At 61.4% G+C, this 17,326-nt stretch carries 12 protein-coding genes; 6 read left to right on the top strand and 6 right to left on the bottom strand.

The genetic code is table 11. The annotated features are described in order from the left end of the window. The 4 genes from OZ671_RS30375 to OZ671_RS30390 all read right to left on the bottom strand — a co-directional run. On the bottom strand, positions 1-1,150 hold a 1,150-nt coding region (locus OZ671_RS30375), incomplete at its 3' end, for a hypothetical protein (protein WP_268864178.1). 9 nt (positions 1,151-1,159) lie between these two features. After that, positions 1,160-1,879, bottom strand: coding sequence for a hypothetical protein (locus tag OZ671_RS30380; RefSeq protein WP_268864179.1), 720 nt, complete (start codon positions 1,877-1,879; stop codon positions 1,160-1,162). A gap of 93 nt (positions 1,880-1,972) precedes the next feature. Next, on the bottom strand, positions 1,973-2,491 hold the full coding sequence (locus OZ671_RS30385; protein ID WP_268864180.1) for a helix-turn-helix domain-containing protein: 519 nt from the start codon (positions 2,489-2,491) through the stop codon (positions 1,973-1,975). A 243-nt stretch (positions 2,492-2,734) separates the two neighbouring features. Then, positions 2,735-3,163, bottom strand: coding sequence for an OB-fold nucleic acid binding domain-containing protein (locus tag OZ671_RS30390; RefSeq protein ID WP_268864181.1), 429 nt, complete (start codon positions 3,161-3,163; stop codon positions 2,735-2,737). Positions 3,164-3,444: 281 nt separating this feature from the next. On the opposite strand from OZ671_RS30390, the gene OZ671_RS30395 reads away from it, so the two are divergent. From OZ671_RS30395 to OZ671_RS30415, 5 genes are all read left to right on the top strand, one after another. Further along, positions 3,445-4,716 carry a metallophosphoesterase family protein gene (locus OZ671_RS30395; RefSeq protein WP_268864182.1) on the top strand — a complete coding sequence of 424 codons (1,272 nt, stop codon included), beginning with the start codon at positions 3,445-3,447 and terminating at the stop codon, positions 4,714-4,716. Then, positions 4,716-8,198, top strand: a complete 3,483-nt coding sequence (locus tag OZ671_RS30400; protein ID WP_268864183.1) for an AAA family ATPase — start codon at positions 4,716-4,718, stop codon at positions 8,196-8,198. The genes OZ671_RS30395 and OZ671_RS30400 overlap by 1 nt, the downstream gene beginning before the upstream one ends. Positions 8,199-8,339: 141 nt before the next feature. After that, positions 8,340-10,646: an ATP-dependent nuclease gene (locus tag OZ671_RS30405; RefSeq protein WP_268864184.1), complete on the top strand. Its 2,307-nt coding sequence runs from the start codon at positions 8,340-8,342 to the stop codon at positions 10,644-10,646. Continuing rightward, positions 10,643-12,520: a UvrD-helicase domain-containing protein gene (locus OZ671_RS30410; protein WP_268864185.1), complete on the top strand. Its 1,878-nt coding sequence runs from the start codon at positions 10,643-10,645 to the stop codon at positions 12,518-12,520. The genes OZ671_RS30405 and OZ671_RS30410 overlap by 4 nt, the downstream gene beginning before the upstream one ends. 172 nt (positions 12,521-12,692) lie before the next feature. Beyond that, positions 12,693-14,408, top strand: a complete 1,716-nt coding sequence (locus OZ671_RS30415; protein ID WP_268864186.1) for an antitoxin Xre/MbcA/ParS toxin-binding domain-containing protein — start codon at positions 12,693-12,695, stop codon at positions 14,406-14,408. A 249-nt stretch (positions 14,409-14,657) separates the two neighbouring features. On the opposite strand, the gene OZ671_RS30420 is transcribed toward OZ671_RS30415, so the two are convergent. Beyond that, entirely contained in the window at positions 14,658-15,890 is a 1,233-nt protein-coding gene (locus OZ671_RS30420) for a hypothetical protein (protein ID WP_268864187.1), read from the bottom strand. Between the two features lie 183 nt (positions 15,891-16,073). Beyond that, positions 16,074-16,367 (bottom strand): hypothetical protein, encoded by a 294-nt coding sequence (locus OZ671_RS30425; RefSeq protein ID WP_268864188.1) that lies wholly within the window; start codon positions 16,365-16,367, stop codon positions 16,074-16,076. 176 nt (positions 16,368-16,543) lie between these two features. Between OZ671_RS30425 and OZ671_RS30430 the strand changes: the two genes are divergently transcribed. Beyond that, positions 16,544-17,326, top strand: a 783-nt coding sequence (locus tag OZ671_RS30430) for a type IV secretory system conjugative DNA transfer family protein (protein WP_268864189.1), incomplete at its 3' end; no start/stop codon positions are given.

The following is a 17,326-nucleotide window of genomic DNA, read 5'->3' on the forward strand; positions in this document are numbered from 1 at the left end:
TGGCAAGGGCCGCCCGTGCCGGCTCCCACCACTCTCCGGGCTTGCCCCGCCGCCTGATAAAATCAACCCAGCCGACTTGCACGGCAGCGGTTCGATGCAACTGCTCAGGAATCAGCACGAGCGGGTCGGACACCGACATGTCGAACCGGGCGGCCTGTACGAGATAGCCGGCAAGCCATTCGTTCGCGGGGTCTACCTCAAGCTGCGTCCTTCCGAACGTGAGGAGTTCTTCCCACTTGCCCTGAAGCAGGAGGCCGAAGGCCTTGTTGGCGATCGCCTTCGGTTCGTCCGGCGCATGGTCGAACGATGCGAGAAGCATGGCGGCGGCTTCATCGTCCTTGCCGAGCGCCAGAAGGCAATGGCCGATATTCGCCTTGATCCGAAACAGGATGCGGCCGGATGCAGAGGCGCCGACGCGCGCCAGCAGCTTTTCCAGCAGAGGCATGGCGGTGAGCGTCTTGCCGCTGTTGCTGAGGTCGCGGTATTCGTCGATCTCGGCATCGAGATGCGCTTCGACAGCGTTGACCTCGACAGTGCTGTCGCCGGGTGGACTGGCAAGCCTGCCGGTCACCTCAGCGAGCATGGATTCCATACGGGCGAACCCGACGGAGATATCCTCGCGCGTCGCACTCTGACCAGCGGCAATCGATCTGGTTTCGGTAAGAATCTCCTCGCTGAAAAGCGTGTAGGTCGGATCGAAGGCCTTGCGCGCCGCCTGATCCTCGCTGATCCGCTCTTCAAGCGTATTCCAGCCCCACACGAAGACGCGCATCGTCTTCCCGTCGGCAGCCAGCTCCTTCGTGATCTCGCGCGCCAGCTCCTGCATCGCGACATCGTCGGGCGCCGTCGTGACGACGTAATATTCCTTGAGCGGCGGCTTGAAGGTCAGCGCCTTCTTGACCTCGGCGCGAACCTCGTCTTCCGAAAGCGCGTGCCCTTCGCCCTTCAGCTTGCACTGGATGCCGACATGCCAGTCCACGTTACCATCGCGCATGCCGGAAAGGTCGATGCCATTCTGGCGCTGGCCTCGTCGGCCGTTTCGCTGGACCGAAGGATCATCGAGCAGGCCGCGCCACAGGACGACGGATGCGCGTTCGAACGCCTGCTCATCGGCAGGTTTGGGGATTTGGGTGGCAGCGAGCAGCGACATCGGCGACCGTCAGAACAGAAGGCTGGCGTCGTCGGGCGACAGCGCCAGCACCGCCGGCACACGGCTGTGGTGCTCGATCCACGCCCGCGTCTCCGCGCTGATCCATCCGGCGACCTGAAGCAGCGACGCATAGTCCGCGACGAGGTGGCGGTCGAAGATCGGTTCGTGATGGGCGATCCGGTTCCGGAAGGTGCGGAGATAGTCGAGCGGCGTATGGGCCGCCTTGCGGCTCAATCGGGCGTGGGGAAAGGCTCTGAATACGCCGGCCCGCCAGATAGTCATGTCGTAATTGGCTTTGCCGTAGCCCGGAAGGCGCCCGCCCGGTCCGAGCAGGGCGACCCAGAATCCGAATGACAGCGCCGCTACCATGTGAGGCGGATCGTCGGGATAGCCGTCACGGCGCAAATCCGCTCGGGCTGCGGAGATCCTCGACAGCGTGCCGGCATCGAGCCCCGCGGCAGGATTATCGTACCAATCCGTGCCATAACGCGCGGCAAGCTCACGATGCATGGCGTTGCGCAAGGCAACCTCCAGCCCCTGAAGAGGGCCGTAGAAGGCTGCACTGACGGCCGTGTTCCAGCTATAAAGGCGAACCGCCTTCTCGCGATCTCCGCCGGCGTGGCCGACGTAGGTCGCCATACGCTCCGGCGACAGGGAAGTCTCCAGGGCGTTGATGATAGCGTCGGTATAGGAGAAGGCGTTCTTGACTACTGTCCCCGGGTCACCCATATTGCCTCCCGTAAGCCCTGGGATCGCCTCTGCCATTGGCATGCACCCGGGGCTCAGCTTTTCCAGAGCTTCCCCTACCCCACATATCGCCGATCATGCCGCCGCCTCCTTGGAGGTCGCCGACGTTTTTGCTGATTTGAAGCCGCGCTTCGCGACCGCCTTGCGCGCCGCTCGGGCGGTTTCCTCGGCCTCCCGGAAATCCGGCTCGAGCGTCTGCAACTTTTTCACAAGCCCGGTGAGATCGTAGGTATTGCTGAGCTTGCCGCCGTTGCTCGCCCGTCGTTCGATGCGCTGAACCAGCCCCTCCTTCTCCAACTCTGCGATGTAGCGCTGGACCTGGCGCTCGCTTAGGCTGAGACGCTGCGACAAGGTCTCCTTGCTCGGGAACGGCTTGCGCTCCTTGTCCCACCAGAAGTCGCAGAGTTGCAGCAGCACCGCGAGCTGCGTCGGATTGAGGTTCAGCCGACGCTGCGCTCGCAGCAGGAGAGACGGTACGACACAAAAGCCAAGGTCCATGACGGCGTGGCCCCATTTCTCCGCCGAGGCCTTCTTCGTTGCCTTCGAGGCGGGTGCGGCCTCGTCTTCAGCAGGTTGTTCGGCTTCCATCGTCATGATAAAGCTCCCGTTGACTGTCGAAACCAAAAAATGCAGTCGGTTATCGCGATGCGCAATATGCAGCAAGCGGACATATTTGACGCCTCCCACTAGACATAAGCGTCCGCAGGAGTGGCGACAAGGGTGTCTCCTAAAGAAAGACACACCGTTCAATTCGGACGAAGCGGGATGCGGGATAAACGAGTATCGCTTCACTCCCGGTCAGGAATGACTGGTGGGTCAGCCCTCGGAACCGCCCGATTAACGGAAGTCCCGCGTCTTCACCTTGATCTCATCTATATGACTATAGGGATCGACGAGATTGCGGGCCTTCGGCAGCCCGCGCGGATCGGGCGTAGGCGAGCCGTGGTGGAACTCATCCCCCCTCCCGTGCGGGAGCGGAAAGCTTTCTTCGCGTGCGCCGACGCTGGCGAGATCACGCGACAGGTCGGCGAGATGATGAGCGATGATATGCACGACCTCGACCTCGCGCTGCACCTGCCCGCGCACACCGATCATGCTTGCGCCGAGAACGACGCGGCGGAAGGTCTCGAAGACCTTCTTCCAGACGATAACGTTGGCCACCCCCGTTTCGTCCTCGATCGTGATGAACATGACGCCCTTGGCGGAGCCAGGCCGTTGTCGGACAAGCACGATGCCGGCAACGTCAACTTTGCGCTGGTCGCGCAACGTTCGGTTTCGCGCTGCTGCGACTCTGCCGTCGCGGCGCGAGCCCGAGAACCGCGCGCCTTCGACGACGCGATAGTGAGCATTGATAGGCTCGAATGCTTTTCAAATGCACGCCTGATGCTCGTCCCTAAGCCCGAATGCTTGAGCAGGATGGTGGTTGCAATCTCGCGGATTCACTTGACGTCCAAGCTGGAGATCGCAGAGCAGCGCTTGTACTGTAAAGAGCGCCAGTGCGATAGAATTCCAATCAGGTTTCTCACTTTCCGGATGGGCAGCTTCCCATGCCATTTCGATTTGTACATACGGCGGACTTGCATCTCGATTCACCGTTGCGCTCGCTGGCGCTGCGCAACGGTGATGTCGCGGAGCTGATCGGCGATGCGACGCGCCGGGCGCTCATGCGCATTGTCGATATTTGTATCGACGAGCAGGTAGACGCGCTGGTCGTCGCGGGCGACCTCTACGACGGTGAGCAAACGTCGATGAAAACCGCCCGATTTCTGGCCAGCCAGATGCAGCGGCTTCATGAGGCCGGCATCGCCACCTTCGTCATTCGAGGCAATCATGACGCCCTGTCGCGCATAACACCGGAACTGATCCTGCCGCCATCCGTCACCGTGTTCGGCGGCCGCTCACACGCAATAGACCTTGTTCGCGGCGATCTGGCTCTGTCGATTCATGGCTTGAGCTTCGCCAAGCCTCACGCTCCCGAGAGCCTGCTGGAAAAGTATCGGCGCCCTACCCCCGATTCCATCAACATCGGCATCATGCATACGAGCGTCGCGGGTGCACCGGGCCACGACCTCTATGCACCATGTAAGGCGTCTGACCTCCATGGTTGGGGCTTTGATTATTGGGCGCTCGGACATGTCCATGTTCGGGCGCAACACGCCGGCGAGCGCGTAGTGATCATGCCGGGGATGCCGCAAGGCCGGGACGTTAACGAGGGGGGCGAGAAGACCGTCACGCTCGTTACGGTCAACGACGATCGAAGCCTCATTGTGGAGGAACGCGCCACGAGCATTGCGCAGTTCGAACGTGTCTCAGTCGATCTGTCTTCTGCCGAGACTTGGCGCGAGACAGTTGAGCTCATTGAGGAAGGCATCGGTGCGGTTCGCGACCGAACACGATCGGAGCACCTTGTCGGCCGGCTGCGATTGACTGGAGCAACGACTCTGTCATGGCGGTTGCGCCGCGATCGCGATCTGCTGGCCGCGGAGATCGATCAGCGTGTGGAGGGTCTCGGCAAAACCTGGATCGAAAAGATCGAGATCGTCACCACCGTCCCGACTAGCGCATCGGTCGGAGTTGCCATCGCCGACCCCGTCCTGGAGCTCGGCGAGCTGATGCGCGACGACATCATTCACCAGCACGGCGTTCGCGAAGCCGTTCGGGATATCGTGAAGGAACTCCGCGATGATCTGCCGCCCGAAGCCCGCGGCTTCAGTGGCGACGACGAAACCGCGTTCGAAGCTCTGATCGACCAGCTGCTTTCGGAAGGTAGTGAGGACATGCTGGCTCGACTGAAGCCGGAAGCATCGGAGATCGGCTGATGCGTCTGCGCCGGCTCGATCTCACCCGCTACGGCAAGTTCACGGACTACTCGATCGATTTCGGGGAGCATGCGGCCGGAACACCGGACCTGCACATTGTCTACGGCTTGAACGAGGCGGGTAAATCGACTGCCCTTTCGGGCTATCTCGAACTTCTTTTCGGGATTGAGGAGCGCACTCGCTACGGTTTCCTGCATCAGGGTAAGGCTATGGAGATCGGCGCCTGCCTCGAGTTCGATAGCCACGCCCATGAATTCAAACGGGTGAAGCAGCGCAGCAATTCCCTGCTGAATGCGCACGGGCAACCTGTGAACGAGGCGTTCCTGAGTGTCCCGCTCGGCGGGCTGACGCGTGACGCCTATCGCATGATGTTCTCGCTCGACGATCAGACGCTGGAAGACGGCGGGAACGCCATTCTCGAGAGCAAGGGCGACCTGGGCGAGCTGCTGTTCTCCGCGAGCACAGGCCTCGCAGGCATCAATTCCATTCTCGAGAGCGCGGTCGCCGAAGCCGACGGCATCTTCCGCAAACGTGCGAGCTCGACGAAGATCGCCAGCCTCAAGCGGCAGATCGCGGAACTCAAGTGCGAACGGGACGAGATCGACATCCAGGCATCAGCCTACAGGGCGCTAACGACGGCGCTTGAGCAGGCAAACCTGGCGTATGACGCCGCCATGAAAGAGATCGGCACCGCGAAGGCGCGCCATGATGAGATCGCGCGCGTCCTGCGAGCTTACCCTCTGGCGGCCGAACACCGTCAAGGACAGGAGGAACTCGCGGAATACACGGATCTGCCACATCCCCCGGACGAATGGGCGGCGGTGCTTCCCGACCTCATTGTCGAGGAAACGCGGCTTCAAACCCAGCTCGCTGGCCTCGGACAAGCGGAGCGGAAGATTCGGGAAGAACTCGAAGGGTTGGTGACCGATGAGCATCTTCTTGCGATGGCCGACCGCCTTGATCAGCTGGCGGACACAGCCGCGCGTTACACGACTGCCGAGGAGGACCTGCCGAAACGAAAAGATTCGCTGTCCTTATGGACACGCAAGATCGATTTGATCCTCGCGACACTGGGACAGTCGGAGGTTGGTGATCCCAAGACGCTGCTTGTACCGGCTGCCACAGTCGGAACGCTGCGTGATCTGATTGCTGAAAGGTCCGGCGTCGATGTCGCGCGCCGGTCGGCCGAGAAGGAATACGAAGCTGCCAGGCTGGCCTGTGAAAATGAGCAGCGCGCTGGGCAGGTGCTCAGCGGCCATGGCGCCGGGATCGATGCCGGCAAGATCGCACAGCTTCAATCGGTGCTACGCCATCTGCGTGACAGCAATCTTGTGGCAGAATTCCGTCTTGCCGAGCGTGGCCTTCCCGACAAGAGGCGGACTTTTGACGATGCGGTCAGTGGACTGCGTCCCTGGACCGGCGATGGTGACGATCTTCGGCTGATCTCGCCGCCCCCAACCGATCGCCTTGAAGCCTGGAAATCGACGCTCGCCGGCATCGAGAAGCGTAGCTCGCAGATCGCCGAGCGAGAGAGAGAGCTCTCAACAAGGCAGAACGAGGAAGTGGCGAGGATCGCTGCCCTGCGTGAAGCTGCCAGCATCATGGATGATGAGGAGGCGAAAGCTGCCCTCCTCGAGCGGGAAGAGGCGTGGGCCCATCATCTGTCGGTCCTGAATCGGGAGACGGCCGATCTTTTCGAGAACAGGATGCGAAAGACTGACGCGATCGCTGACGCGCGTCTCGGCAGCGCCAAGGAACTCGAAGAGCTGCGGTCCCTGACCGCAGGGCTCGCGGTGACCAAGGTAAGTGTCGATCGACAACGCCAGATGCTGCGCGAGACCGATGAGGAGCTGGAAATCGTGCGGCGCGAAATCAGGTCGGAAACGCCGCCCCAAATCGAATTGCAGGCCGACGCGTCCCTGGGTGCATGGCTGGCGCGTGTTAGCTCGTGGGCAGAACACCGTATCTCAGCCCTGGCTGCATGGAAAGATCTGCGTCGCACCCTGAGTGACGTCGAAGGAGCCAAAGCTGCGCTCGCCGTGGAGCACGCTTCTCTCGCCAAGACGCTGATCGCCGTCGGGACAGATGTCGATGGGTTGGACTTGTCGGCGCTGATGCAAGCGGCCGACAATGTCCTCGCAGACCATGCTGCGCTCCTGACCAAGCGGACGGAGGCGGACAAACGGCTTGGTGAGCTCGAAGCGGCCAAGGCTCAACGAAGGAAGGCGCTCGACACAACCGTCACCGCATTCGAAGAGTGGCAGCGCGCTTGGGCGACCGCGCTCGCGACCATATGGTTTGCCAACGGAGAAGCCAGCGTTGGCGCCGTGCGGGAACTTCTCGACGCAATCGCCGATCTCCCCGAAGCGTTGCGCGAGCAGGATGACTTGCAACATCGCATCGATGCGATGGAGGCCGATCGAAAGGCCTTCTCCGATGCGGTCAGGGGCCTGCAAGAGGCTCTTGGCGATGCATTTGACGATCAGAATCCCCTCGGCGCCGCCAAGGCTCTGATTCAGAAGCACGCGGTCGCCAAGCAGGTCAAAACGAAACGACGGGAACGGAACCAAGCCTTAGCCGATCTCGCGACCGAACGCGAACAGCTCGAAGGCGAGATTGCGGTCCATGCCGCGCGCAAGAAGCAATTGACCGACTTCTTCCACGTCGATGCGCTTGGGGATGTTCGGCAAGCTCTGGAGCGCTGCCGGAACAGGGATGACCTCGTCGACCAGCAACGCAAGCTCGCTCGGCAGATCACCGGCGACATACAGCTACAAACGCTGGAGGAAGCACTGGCCAGCCTCGCCGGCGCCGACTTGACTGAATTGCGACGGGAGCAGGCCGAGCTCGCAACGCGTCTTGAAGACCTGGACGGGCGAGCGAAGAACCTGTTCGCTGACAAGGCCCGTGCGTCCGATCGCCTGACCGCCATCGGAGGCGATGATGCCGTCGCTCGCCTTGAAGCCAACCGGCGCACATTGTTTCTCGAAATCGAGGATCTGGCGCTGCGCTATTTACGTCTGAGAAGCGGCAGTCTGGTCGCCGGGTACGGCATTCGCGCCTATCGAGACAAACATCGCAGCGCCATGATGAACCGGGCGTCCGAAGCGTTCCGCCTGATAACGCGCGACGAATATACCGGTCTCGCCACGCGGCCTGAAAAGGATCGTGAAGCGATGATCGGATTGTCCCGCCACGGCGGCTCCAAGCTGGCGGTCGAAATGTCCAAGGGCACGCAGTTTCAGCTGTACTTGGCCTTGCGCCTGGCCGGATATGAGGAATTCGCGGCGGCGCGACCTTCGATCCCCTTCATCGCCGATGACATCATGGAGACCTTTGATGAGCCGCGATCGGAGGAAGTATTTCGACTGTTCGGACAAATGGCGCAGGTCGGCCAGGTTGTGTATCTGACGCACCATCGTCATCTCTGCGAAATCGCTGCTCAGGTGGTACCACAGACGAAAATTCATGAGATTGTGTAGACTTTCGAGATGGAGGCGCAGTCGATAGCTCTGAGGCATGCCACTCCCCGCACTCGCCTCCTCATGCGGATCAAGGTAAAATGTCGATTGGGATCGTCGGCCTCTTGAGGTCGTGCCCAACAAGAAGGTTGGGGGGAGGGGATGCATTTAAAGAAGCTAGCTGTTCGTAACTTCAGACGGCTGCGCGACGTCTCGATTGACCTTGCCTCCGACATCTCGATTTTCGTCGGCGCCAATAACAGCGGCAAAACCGCCGTCGGCCACGCGTTGCGCCTGTTTACTAGCCGCGACAGGTTCGACATCCACGACTTTAGCGCCGAGCTTTGGCCTGATATTATCGCGTTTGGCGAGGGCAAGGCAGGCGTCGCACTTCCGACCATGGAAGTCGACATCTGGTTCGAGATCAGCGCTAACGATATTCACCGCGTGATCGATCTGCTTCCCAGCCTCGCCTGGGAAGGCTCATTGATCGGCATGCGCGTCGCCTATGCGCCCATTGATCCTGCTGCAACACAGTCGCGATACACGCAAGCTCGTCAGCGGGCGCTGGATGCGGTCCCCAAGAACGAGAAAGGCGAGCGGTCGTTCGATCCAGCGCCCCACAATCTCCAGGATTTTCTGAGAGATAGGCTCAAGGACGAGTACGAGCTGCGCCATTATGTGCTCGATCCGGCGCGCATTGAGGAAGCGGGCTACATGCCGATGCCCCTCGTCAGTCGCGACCGTAGTGGACGCGAGATCCTATCTGGCCTGCTTCAAACCGACTTTCTCCATGCCCAGCGTCACCTGTCCGACGGCCCAGGCGGCGCGCGCGCCGAAGAGCTTTCCCGGGTTCTGAGCCGCTTTTACACGCGCAATCTTGAGCAGAAGGCCGATGATCTCGAAACGCTACGCGCACTTGCGGCGTCGGAGGTATCGCTCAACGATCATCTCAAGCGAGTCTTCGAGGATACGCTCAAAAGCTTATCTCGGCTTGGCTATCCCGGACTCACCAATCCTCGGCTGGTTATTCGCTCGGCACTCGACCCGGCGCAAATTATGGGAAGCAAAGACGGCGCGCGCGTTCACTATGCGCTCGGACCTGACAGCGAGGATCCCGATCCGCCGACACTGCCCGATCGCTACAATGGATTGGGATTCAAGAACCTGATCTTCATGGTGGTGGAACTGCTCGACCTCCATCAACAGTGGCTAGCGATCGAGGACAACCGGCCACCCGTGCATCTGATCTTCATCGAAGAGCCGGAAGCGCACCTCCACGCGCAGCTCCAGCAGGTGTTCATTCGCAAGGTCATGAGCATTCTCAAACTCAAGGGCGAGGATCGCACCCACTATACCAGCCAGGTTGTCGTCACTACGCACTCGACCCATATCCTCTATGAACGCGGCTTCCGGCCCATCCGCTATTTCCGCCGCAGCCGGGCCGAAAGTACGTCTACCTCGGACGTGCTCAATCTGTCGGTGTTTCACCACAGCGCCGATCCAAACGAGCGGGACTTCCTCGAGCGCTATCTAAAGCTCACTCATTGCGATCTGTTCTTCGCCGACGCCGCGGTTCTTGTGGAGGGCAACGTTGAACGGATTCTGTTGCCACAGATGATCGAGAAGGTCGCGCCGCGACTCCAATCCACCTACCTTACGATCCTGGAGATCGGCGGCGCGTTCGGTTACCGATTCAAAGCCCTGATCGAGTTTCTCGGCCTGACGACGCTCATCATCACCGATCTGGACAGCGTGTTCGGCCCAGCGTTGCCGGCGGCCGATGGCAATGCTCCCGGAACCGTCGCAGATGCAGCAGATGTGGGCCAGGACGTCGAAGCGGATAAAGCCGATGGCGACGAGGACGAAGATGAAGCGCCCGTGGCAGTCGAGAAGCCGGGTAAGTCATGCATTGCGGGGCACCCGGGAGCCGCTACTTCGAACGAAACCTTGCTCCAGTGGCTCCCAAAATGCGGCACGGTCGCGCTGTTGTGGGAGGCGACCGGAGATCAGAAATGTCAGCTTCGCGCGAACGATAATGACGCGCTGGTGCGCGTTGCCTATCAATGCCGCACCGATGTGACTTGGCGAGAAGAAATAATTGCACTTGCGGGACGCACGCTCGAGGAAGCTTTCGCTCTTGAGAATCTCGCATGGTGCCAAGATATGGAGCGCAAATCTCTCCAGCTGCGTATCCCTAGGAATGCCGAGAAGGACCTGCTGACGCTTGCATCACGCATTCACAAGCGTGTGCAGTCGAGCGACTTCAACAAGACCGACTTTGCACTCGCTTTGCTTGGCGAGGATCCCGCTGCCTGGACGGTGCCTACCTACATCGCCGAGGGGCTTAGCTGGCTTGAGGCCGAGATCGCGCCGCCTGAAACGCAGGATGATGAAGATGAGGAGCAGTTGGTCGCGGGCAAAGCTGCACCCGAAACCGGGACAGCCCTCGCCGAGGCAGCAGCATGACGAGCCGGATCGGCAGTCCGGACACGCAGGCCGACGTCGAGGTGCGCGCATGCCTTGACCGCAAGCCGCCACGTTCTTTCGTCATGGTCGCGGGCGCCGGGTCGGGAAAGACGACCTCGCTCATCAAGGCGATCGCGCATCTGGCAGAGACACGCGGCCCAGCACTGCGGCGCGCTGGGCAACAGATTGCCTGCATCACCTATACCGAGGTCGCCGTGGCGGAGATTTCGGGCGACGTGGGCATCTCTCCGCTGTTTCACATCTCGACGATCCACAGCTTTCTGTGGTCGGTCATGAGACCATTCCACTCCGACATCGCCGCTTGGGTGACGAGCCGTATTGAGGAGAAGATCGCCGAAAGGAGGGAGCACTACGACCGGCCTAGGACGCAGGCAAAGACCAAGCTGCGCCTCGAACAGGAGATCGCCGAGCTGGAAGCAGAGCTTGGCGCCATCGGGGCCGTCGAGAAATTCGATTATGGGACCGGCAGCCGCTATGCCGACGGCATTCTTGGCCATGACGATATTCTGAAGCTCGCGCCTGCATGCGTTGCGGCGCATCCTTTGCTCCGCCAGCTCGTGGCCAGTCGCTTCCCCTTCATTTTCGTCGACGAAAGCCAGGACACCAATCCGGACGTGGTCGAGGCACTGCGGAGCATCGCCGCCGAGCACCCGCGTTTATGCGTCGGCTTCTTCGGGGACCCGATGCAGAAGATCTACACGACCGGCGCCGGCGCTGTCGCGCTCAACCCGGGCTGGGCGGAGATCACGAAGCCGGAGAATTTTCGTTGTCCGACGTCCATCCTAAGCGTGATCAATGCCATCCGTGCCAACGGGGACGGGCTCGAACAGGTCCGGGGGCGAACCACGACTATCGATGGAGTCGAGCAGCCGGTTGTGGGCACCGCGAACATTTTCATTCTGCCGGCCGACGCGGAGCGTACAGCGAGGCTTGAGGCTGTGCGAACCTGGCTCGCGAACGAGACTGGTGACGACCTTTGGTTGAGTGATGCCCGCGATGGCGATGTGCGTCTGCTTGTTCTGGTTCACCGCATGGCGGCGATCCGGCTAGGCTTTCCCCATCTTTTTTCGTCGTTGACCGACAAGGCACCCGCGAGCTTGAGCGAAGGACTAGGCGACGGTACGTCCTGGCCACTGCGTCCCTTCGTTCAGCACATTCTCCCGCTGGTTGTCGCGGCACGCGAGAACGACCATTTCTCGATCATCTCCATCCTGCGCGAGTTCAGTCCGAAACTTGAACCGGCTCGCATCCAGGGGGGATCCGTTGCCAACGTGCTCACCGCGCTTCAACAGGCGACCGAGGCATTGGTCGCCCTCCTTTCCGATGACTCGACTGCATCCGTTCGGGACGTGCTTATGCATGTGCGCAATGCGGAATTGTTCGGCCTCGACGACCGTTTCGCTGCTCATCTCGCCGCCGATCCAGCGAATGATGGGAGCGCCGGGTTCGCCAACATTCAGGCTTTTCTCGCATGCCGGGTCTCTGAATTCTGGCCTTATCGTCGATACATCCTTGAGGAGTCGCCCTTCGCAACCCATCACGGCGTGAAGGGCGCGCAGTTTGAACGGGTCCTTGTCGTCATCGATGACGAAGAGGCTTCCTACCGGCTTTACTCCTATGGCAAGTATCTGGGTTATCTTCCGCTCTCTGACACGGATGAGGCCAACATCGCGGCTGGAGAAGAAACCGTCCTCGATCGAACGCGGCGACTTTTTTACGTCTGCTGTTCGCGGGCGCGAAAGGATCTCGCGGTCGTTCTATTCGTGCCCGATCCTCCCGCGGCACGCGCAGCGATCCTCGCGAAAGACCTATTTGCGGAAGCGTCCATTCGGAGCGCCGAGAACGTGGCTTAGTCGCGTCGTTGGGGGTGATCGATTGACCAGCATTCGGCTTGGACAGCTCTTCGACTGTACGGAGCAAGGCGGCGTCTTGGTTGCCGAAGCCGACGACGGCTCCCTTCGACACATCGACGATGTGCCATCAGGCCTCGCCTGCCATTGCAAGTGCCCAGGTTGCGGCCGACGAATGGTTGCGAAGAAAGGAAAGCTGCAGGCACATCACTTTGCGCACTGCTCCGATGGCGACGGCATCTCTTGCGCCTCCGCAGGCGAAACCGCGCTCCACAAGTTCGCGAAGAAAGTCCTCGACGCGCGATTGGAGATGGCGCTTCCCGAGCTCCATATTTCGAACGCGAACGATACCGAGGTCGTCGTTCGGGCAGCCAATCTCACATTCGACAAGGCGGTTCTCGAAACCAGGGACGGATCGATCGTACCGGACGTCGTCTTGGTGCTGCGGGATCGGCGCCTCATCGTCGAATTCAAGGTCACCCACCCTTGTGACGATGTGAAAATCGCGCGTATCCGGGCCATGAATGTCGGAGCGGTCGAAATTGATCTTTCCGGCTACCGCAATCACGCGCTGGATGAGCTCGGAGACGACATCCTTTATAACGCTCCGAGGATCTGGCTCCACAATCCGCACGAAGCCTCCGCTCGAAACCGCCTGTCAGAGCGAGCACGCCAACGCGCGGAGGATCTACAAAGGGCGATCGATGAGCTCTGCAACAACTACCGGCATCGCTTCCCCGCTCGGAAGCGGGGAAACGGGGAGTGCGAGACTCTACTGCGCCGGGATGGTCTGGACGCTCTCATCGATCTTCCGGTCGACGGCAGCGGATGCTTCACCGTCCCAATAGCTGAGTGGCAAAGTGCCATCGTGCTCGAACTCCTTCGATCAACCTCCCAGCCGTTCAGAACGCGCACGGCGATCGCCGCTCTTGCCCGGCGAGGTTGGATCGTCCCGCTCTTCCAGTCTGTCTCCGACGCCATCGCGAAAGCGCTCAAGGAAGGGGGACTGCCATTCGCGTCTCCTGCAAAATCCGTCGAAGGGTATCTCCGGCACCTTGAACGGCTTGGCTTTGTGCATTCTGCGCCTTCGGAGATTTGGAAGGCGTCAGGGCTGTTGCGGCAGAGGATTCACGAAGCGGAGGAACTCCGGGCGCGCCCTGAGAAGCGCAAAACGGAGATCAGGACGATCGTGTCGGAGCTGCTTCGTGGCCTACCAGATGGCGAAACTCGGGCTTTTCCATTCGAAACATGGTTCCTGACCGCGCTTCCTGGCCGAGGCTATTCCATCGCCAATACCGTACACGGGGACGAGTCGGAATGGTCGACGCTTTTCCACCAACTGTCCAACCTGCGCACCAGCATCCGATTTTCACCCCATGCCAATCTGGAGCTATTCGGGCTGCCCCTTGATGGCGAGCTCGAGCGCGCACTCCAGCGAAAGCGCCGTGAGGCAGAGGAAAGGGAACGGGCCCGTTTAGAGAAGGAGAAGGCGGATGCCGAGGCGCGCGTGCGCCGACTCCAAGAGCTGGCAATGGGGGACCTCGGTGAGGGCTCCCAAACTTGGTTGAGCACGGGCGATGCCACTCTCAATGGTCTGTCGCCGCTCGACGCGGCGCAAAGCGAAACGGGGCTACGCGACGCCTTGCATGCCCTCGGACGAAGAGCGGATCAGCTCCGGATCGAGGAGGGAACTCGCCAACGCAAGCAGAAAGCTGTCAGAGAGCTCGAAGTTCTTGCCCACAGCCGCTACACAGACCCTGCTCGGGCCGCACAATGGATGCGATGTCCGCGGCGAGAGCTCGGTGGGCAGTCGCCGGCGGAATTTACGGTTGACGACGCAACTCGCGAAAGATGCGCCAACTATCTGCCAGCGAAGAAATCACGGCATTGAAACGTCCCCGCAGCGAAGCGCAGAATGCCCTACTTCCTCTGCATCAGTCGCGCGTCGCAAACCAGACCGCTGCGCCGACGCTCGTACTAACATCCACCATGATCGATCCATAGTCAAAGTGCTGCGCGATCGAGGATGACGCGGCCGGCGACATCGCATTTCCGCTCGATCGTGAGCGAGGAGTCGGCGGCGATTTCCTGCTCGAGTCCCAGCCGCAGGGCGACCGACCAGTGAATTTCTCTCGCTACATTACACGACCAGCATCGTGGCGACGGTGCCGCCAGGGCCGATCGCGGCAACGACGGTCGGGCGTGTTCCACCCGGGCCCGCGAGGCGCAACGTTGCGGGCGGATCCATGGTCCGGACCTGGATCTGAGAAACCACCGCACTGACAGGCTCGGCGGGACCCCTGAGGATCGACTGCGCGCCCGCGAACAACAAGCCCGCGATCGCAACCGCGCATCCACCCTTGAGCCCTTTGCCCCCAGGCGACGGGTCGACGAGGCCCTTCCTGACGACACTCTGATAGGTGGGCAGCCTGTCAAGCGCGACACGCTCCCCGTCACAGGGCAAGCGCAACGCAGCGATCGCCGCCAAGCAGGCCTGCTTGAGGTGGGAGTCCGCCTTGGCCTTGCTCGGATCAGCCTCGACAGCCGCGCTGGCGAGCGCGAGCGAAAGGACAGCCTTGTTATTGTCGATCCGGCGGGTCCAGCCTTCCCCAGGAAGGAAATCGAGAAGGATCGTCGAGAAGCGGGCCACCTCCTTGTCAGTCGGAAGCAGTTCCGCGGTCTGACGAACGCTGAACGCCTGGCCGGCGTCGTCGATCGTCAGTTTCCATACGCCCTGCTCACTCAGCAGCGCGAGGCTGAATAGCTGCTCCGCAGCTACCGCTTTCATCGAGTCGGCGCGTGCCGCGATGAGCGCTGCCGGACCGGCTTCCAGGCCGAACGCCCCACTGCGAACCTTGGCGGCGAAGGCGGAGAAGCGGTCATATGCCAGCTTGAAGCGGTTGACACAGGACTGGCGGATCTCGCTTTTGCGGCGCCCGAACAGACCGGCGAAGGCCTTAGACTCCATTGCGTCCCACTGAAGGTCGGCGAACATGTACGAGGCCATGGCGTAATTCCATGCGCCGGCCGCATCGCTGGCCTCTGCGATATCGAGCAGATGGAGCAGGAAACCCTCAAGGGCGACGGGCGTGCTGCCTTTCCCGATCTCCTCACTGAGGCGGTCATAAGTATCGCGCCAATACATCTCCCGCGCGATCGCCTCCCGCGAGAGCCCCAGGATTTCCGCCGAGATCGGCAGGATGAACAACCGCGTTTGTGCCTGCGGGCTCGAAAGACGCTTCGCGACGCGCGCAAGCGCCTGCTGATCGAGCGACGCACCCTCCTTAGCGGAGATAGCCGCAACCGCGAGCATTGCCTCTTGGGTGAACCCAAGCGCTTTGCCGGCGGCCACGCCGATAACTTCGGTACGCATTTTCCTGCCCATACCCGTTGCTCCAATGGCGTTCGCACGCGAGATGACGGCATCGTTCGCGGGTTGCCCATACCGAAGTGAAAAATTTCGGTGGGCCGCTGTGCATTTTCAAGTAGCCCCCTAAAAGCTGAGAAAGCGGCGTCCAGCCCAAGACCGCCGAGGTTCAGGGTCGCCTCCAGCAGTTCAGATGCAGGAGCGCTCGCAGTGAAAACGATCGTCAATAGTGGCCGTGACTTTGCCAATTCCGTGGCTAACCTCTTCGGTCGCGAGGCAGGACGCATTGAGCCGCAGGCGCCGCGCCGCCGGCGTCGGATCCTCGTGGTAGGAGGAGGTCGCACCGGTCTCGCCTTCGCCACTTCGCTTCACGCTCTCGGGGGCGCGCAGGTCGACCTCACGATCGCCGACGCGCGCTGGATCGAGGACCGCGGATACGATCGCGCGGCCGCGCGCGAGCCGAGAGATCTTGATTCGCACCATGCAGGTTCGCGTGGCAGCTCCTCACCGCCCTGATCGGCTATGTCGTCTCCTCACCGCGCTACGAGGGCCAGCGGCATCTGCGGGCCGTCACCAACCTGACCGCCACCGGCGTCGACTTCCTGCGCATCCTCACCAATATCCGCGACGACGAGCGAGACTATCTCCCGACCTGGGTGGTGCAGGGTCTGAACCAGTTCATCGCTCTTGAGAAGGAGACGCGCAACTCGGCCTTCTTCAACGTCGCGGCGGCGCTAAACCCCTGGACCAACGATCTCGTGGCGGCCGCGACGGCCACAACGGATTTCGATATCGCGGCTCTCCGCCGGCGGCCCATGGCGATCTTCATCGGCTGCTCGGTCGCCCAGCTCGATATCCTGCGGCCGGTGATCAAGATCCTCGTCCAGCAGATCCACGATGTGCTGATGGGCACGATTCCCGGCCCGGACGATCCCCTCAAGGTGCTCGTCATGATCGATGAGTTCCGCCAGCTCGGCAAAATGGAGTCGATCGTTTCGAAGCTGACGATCAATGCCGGCTACGGCTTCCGCATGGTGCTCGTCATCCAGGACCTGGCGCAGTTGGACGAAGTCTATGGCAAGCCAACCCGGCAGACCATCGCCTCGGCCTGCCAGGTCAAGCTGTTCATCCGCATCAACGACCTGGAGACCTCCGACTATGTGAGCGAGATGCTGGGCAGCACGACGATCGAGGTTCGCACGCCGATCATCCGCGCCGGCCAGGGGCTGTTCGGCGGACGCGACAAGAGCGTCAGCTATCAGGAGCGAGCGCTGCGCACGGCCGAAGAACTACGCCAGATGCCGGCTGACCGGGCCGTCATTCTTGTTCCGAATGCCCCCGGTTTCCTGATCCGCAAGCTCGCCTACTACAGGGATGCGCCGCTGGCCGCGATCTATCGGCGCGTGACGGGGCGGCGCCTCACGGTCCGTCCACTGGACGGC

Source organism: Phreatobacter sp. AB_2022a, assembly GCF_026847585.1.
Taxonomy (GTDB): Bacteria; Pseudomonadota; Alphaproteobacteria; order Rhizobiales; family Phreatobacteraceae; genus Phreatobacter.

What these genes read in the sequence shown, in the direction of transcription:
- OZ671_RS30380 (WP_268864179.1), bottom strand. Translation starts at nt 1,879, where the DNA reads ATGGGTGACCCGGGGACAGTAGTCAAGAACGCCTTCTCCTATACCGAC.
- OZ671_RS30385 (WP_268864180.1), bottom strand. Translation starts at nt 2,491, where the DNA reads ATGACGATGGAAGCCGAACAACCTGCTGAAGACGAGGCCGCACCCGCC.
- OZ671_RS30405 (WP_268864184.1), top strand. Translation starts at nt 8,340, where the DNA reads ATGCATTTAAAGAAGCTAGCTGTTCGTAACTTCAGACGGCTGCGCGAC.
- OZ671_RS30410 (WP_268864185.1), top strand. Translation starts at nt 10,643, where the DNA reads ATGACGAGCCGGATCGGCAGTCCGGACACGCAGGCCGACGTCGAGGTG.
- OZ671_RS30400 (WP_268864183.1), top strand. Translation starts at nt 4,716, where the DNA reads ATGCGTCTGCGCCGGCTCGATCTCACCCGCTACGGCAAGTTCACGGAC.
- OZ671_RS30420 (WP_268864187.1), bottom strand. Translation starts at nt 15,890, where the DNA reads ATGCGTACCGAAGTTATCGGCGTGGCCGCCGGCAAAGCGCTTGGGTTC.
- OZ671_RS30425 (WP_268864188.1), bottom strand. Translation starts at nt 16,367, where the DNA reads ATGGTGCGAATCAAGATCTCTCGGCTCGCGCGCGGCCGCGCGATCGTA.
- OZ671_RS30415 (WP_268864186.1), top strand. Translation starts at nt 12,693, where the DNA reads ATGGTTGCGAAGAAAGGAAAGCTGCAGGCACATCACTTTGCGCACTGC.
- OZ671_RS30395 (WP_268864182.1), top strand. Translation starts at nt 3,445, where the DNA reads ATGCCATTTCGATTTGTACATACGGCGGACTTGCATCTCGATTCACCG.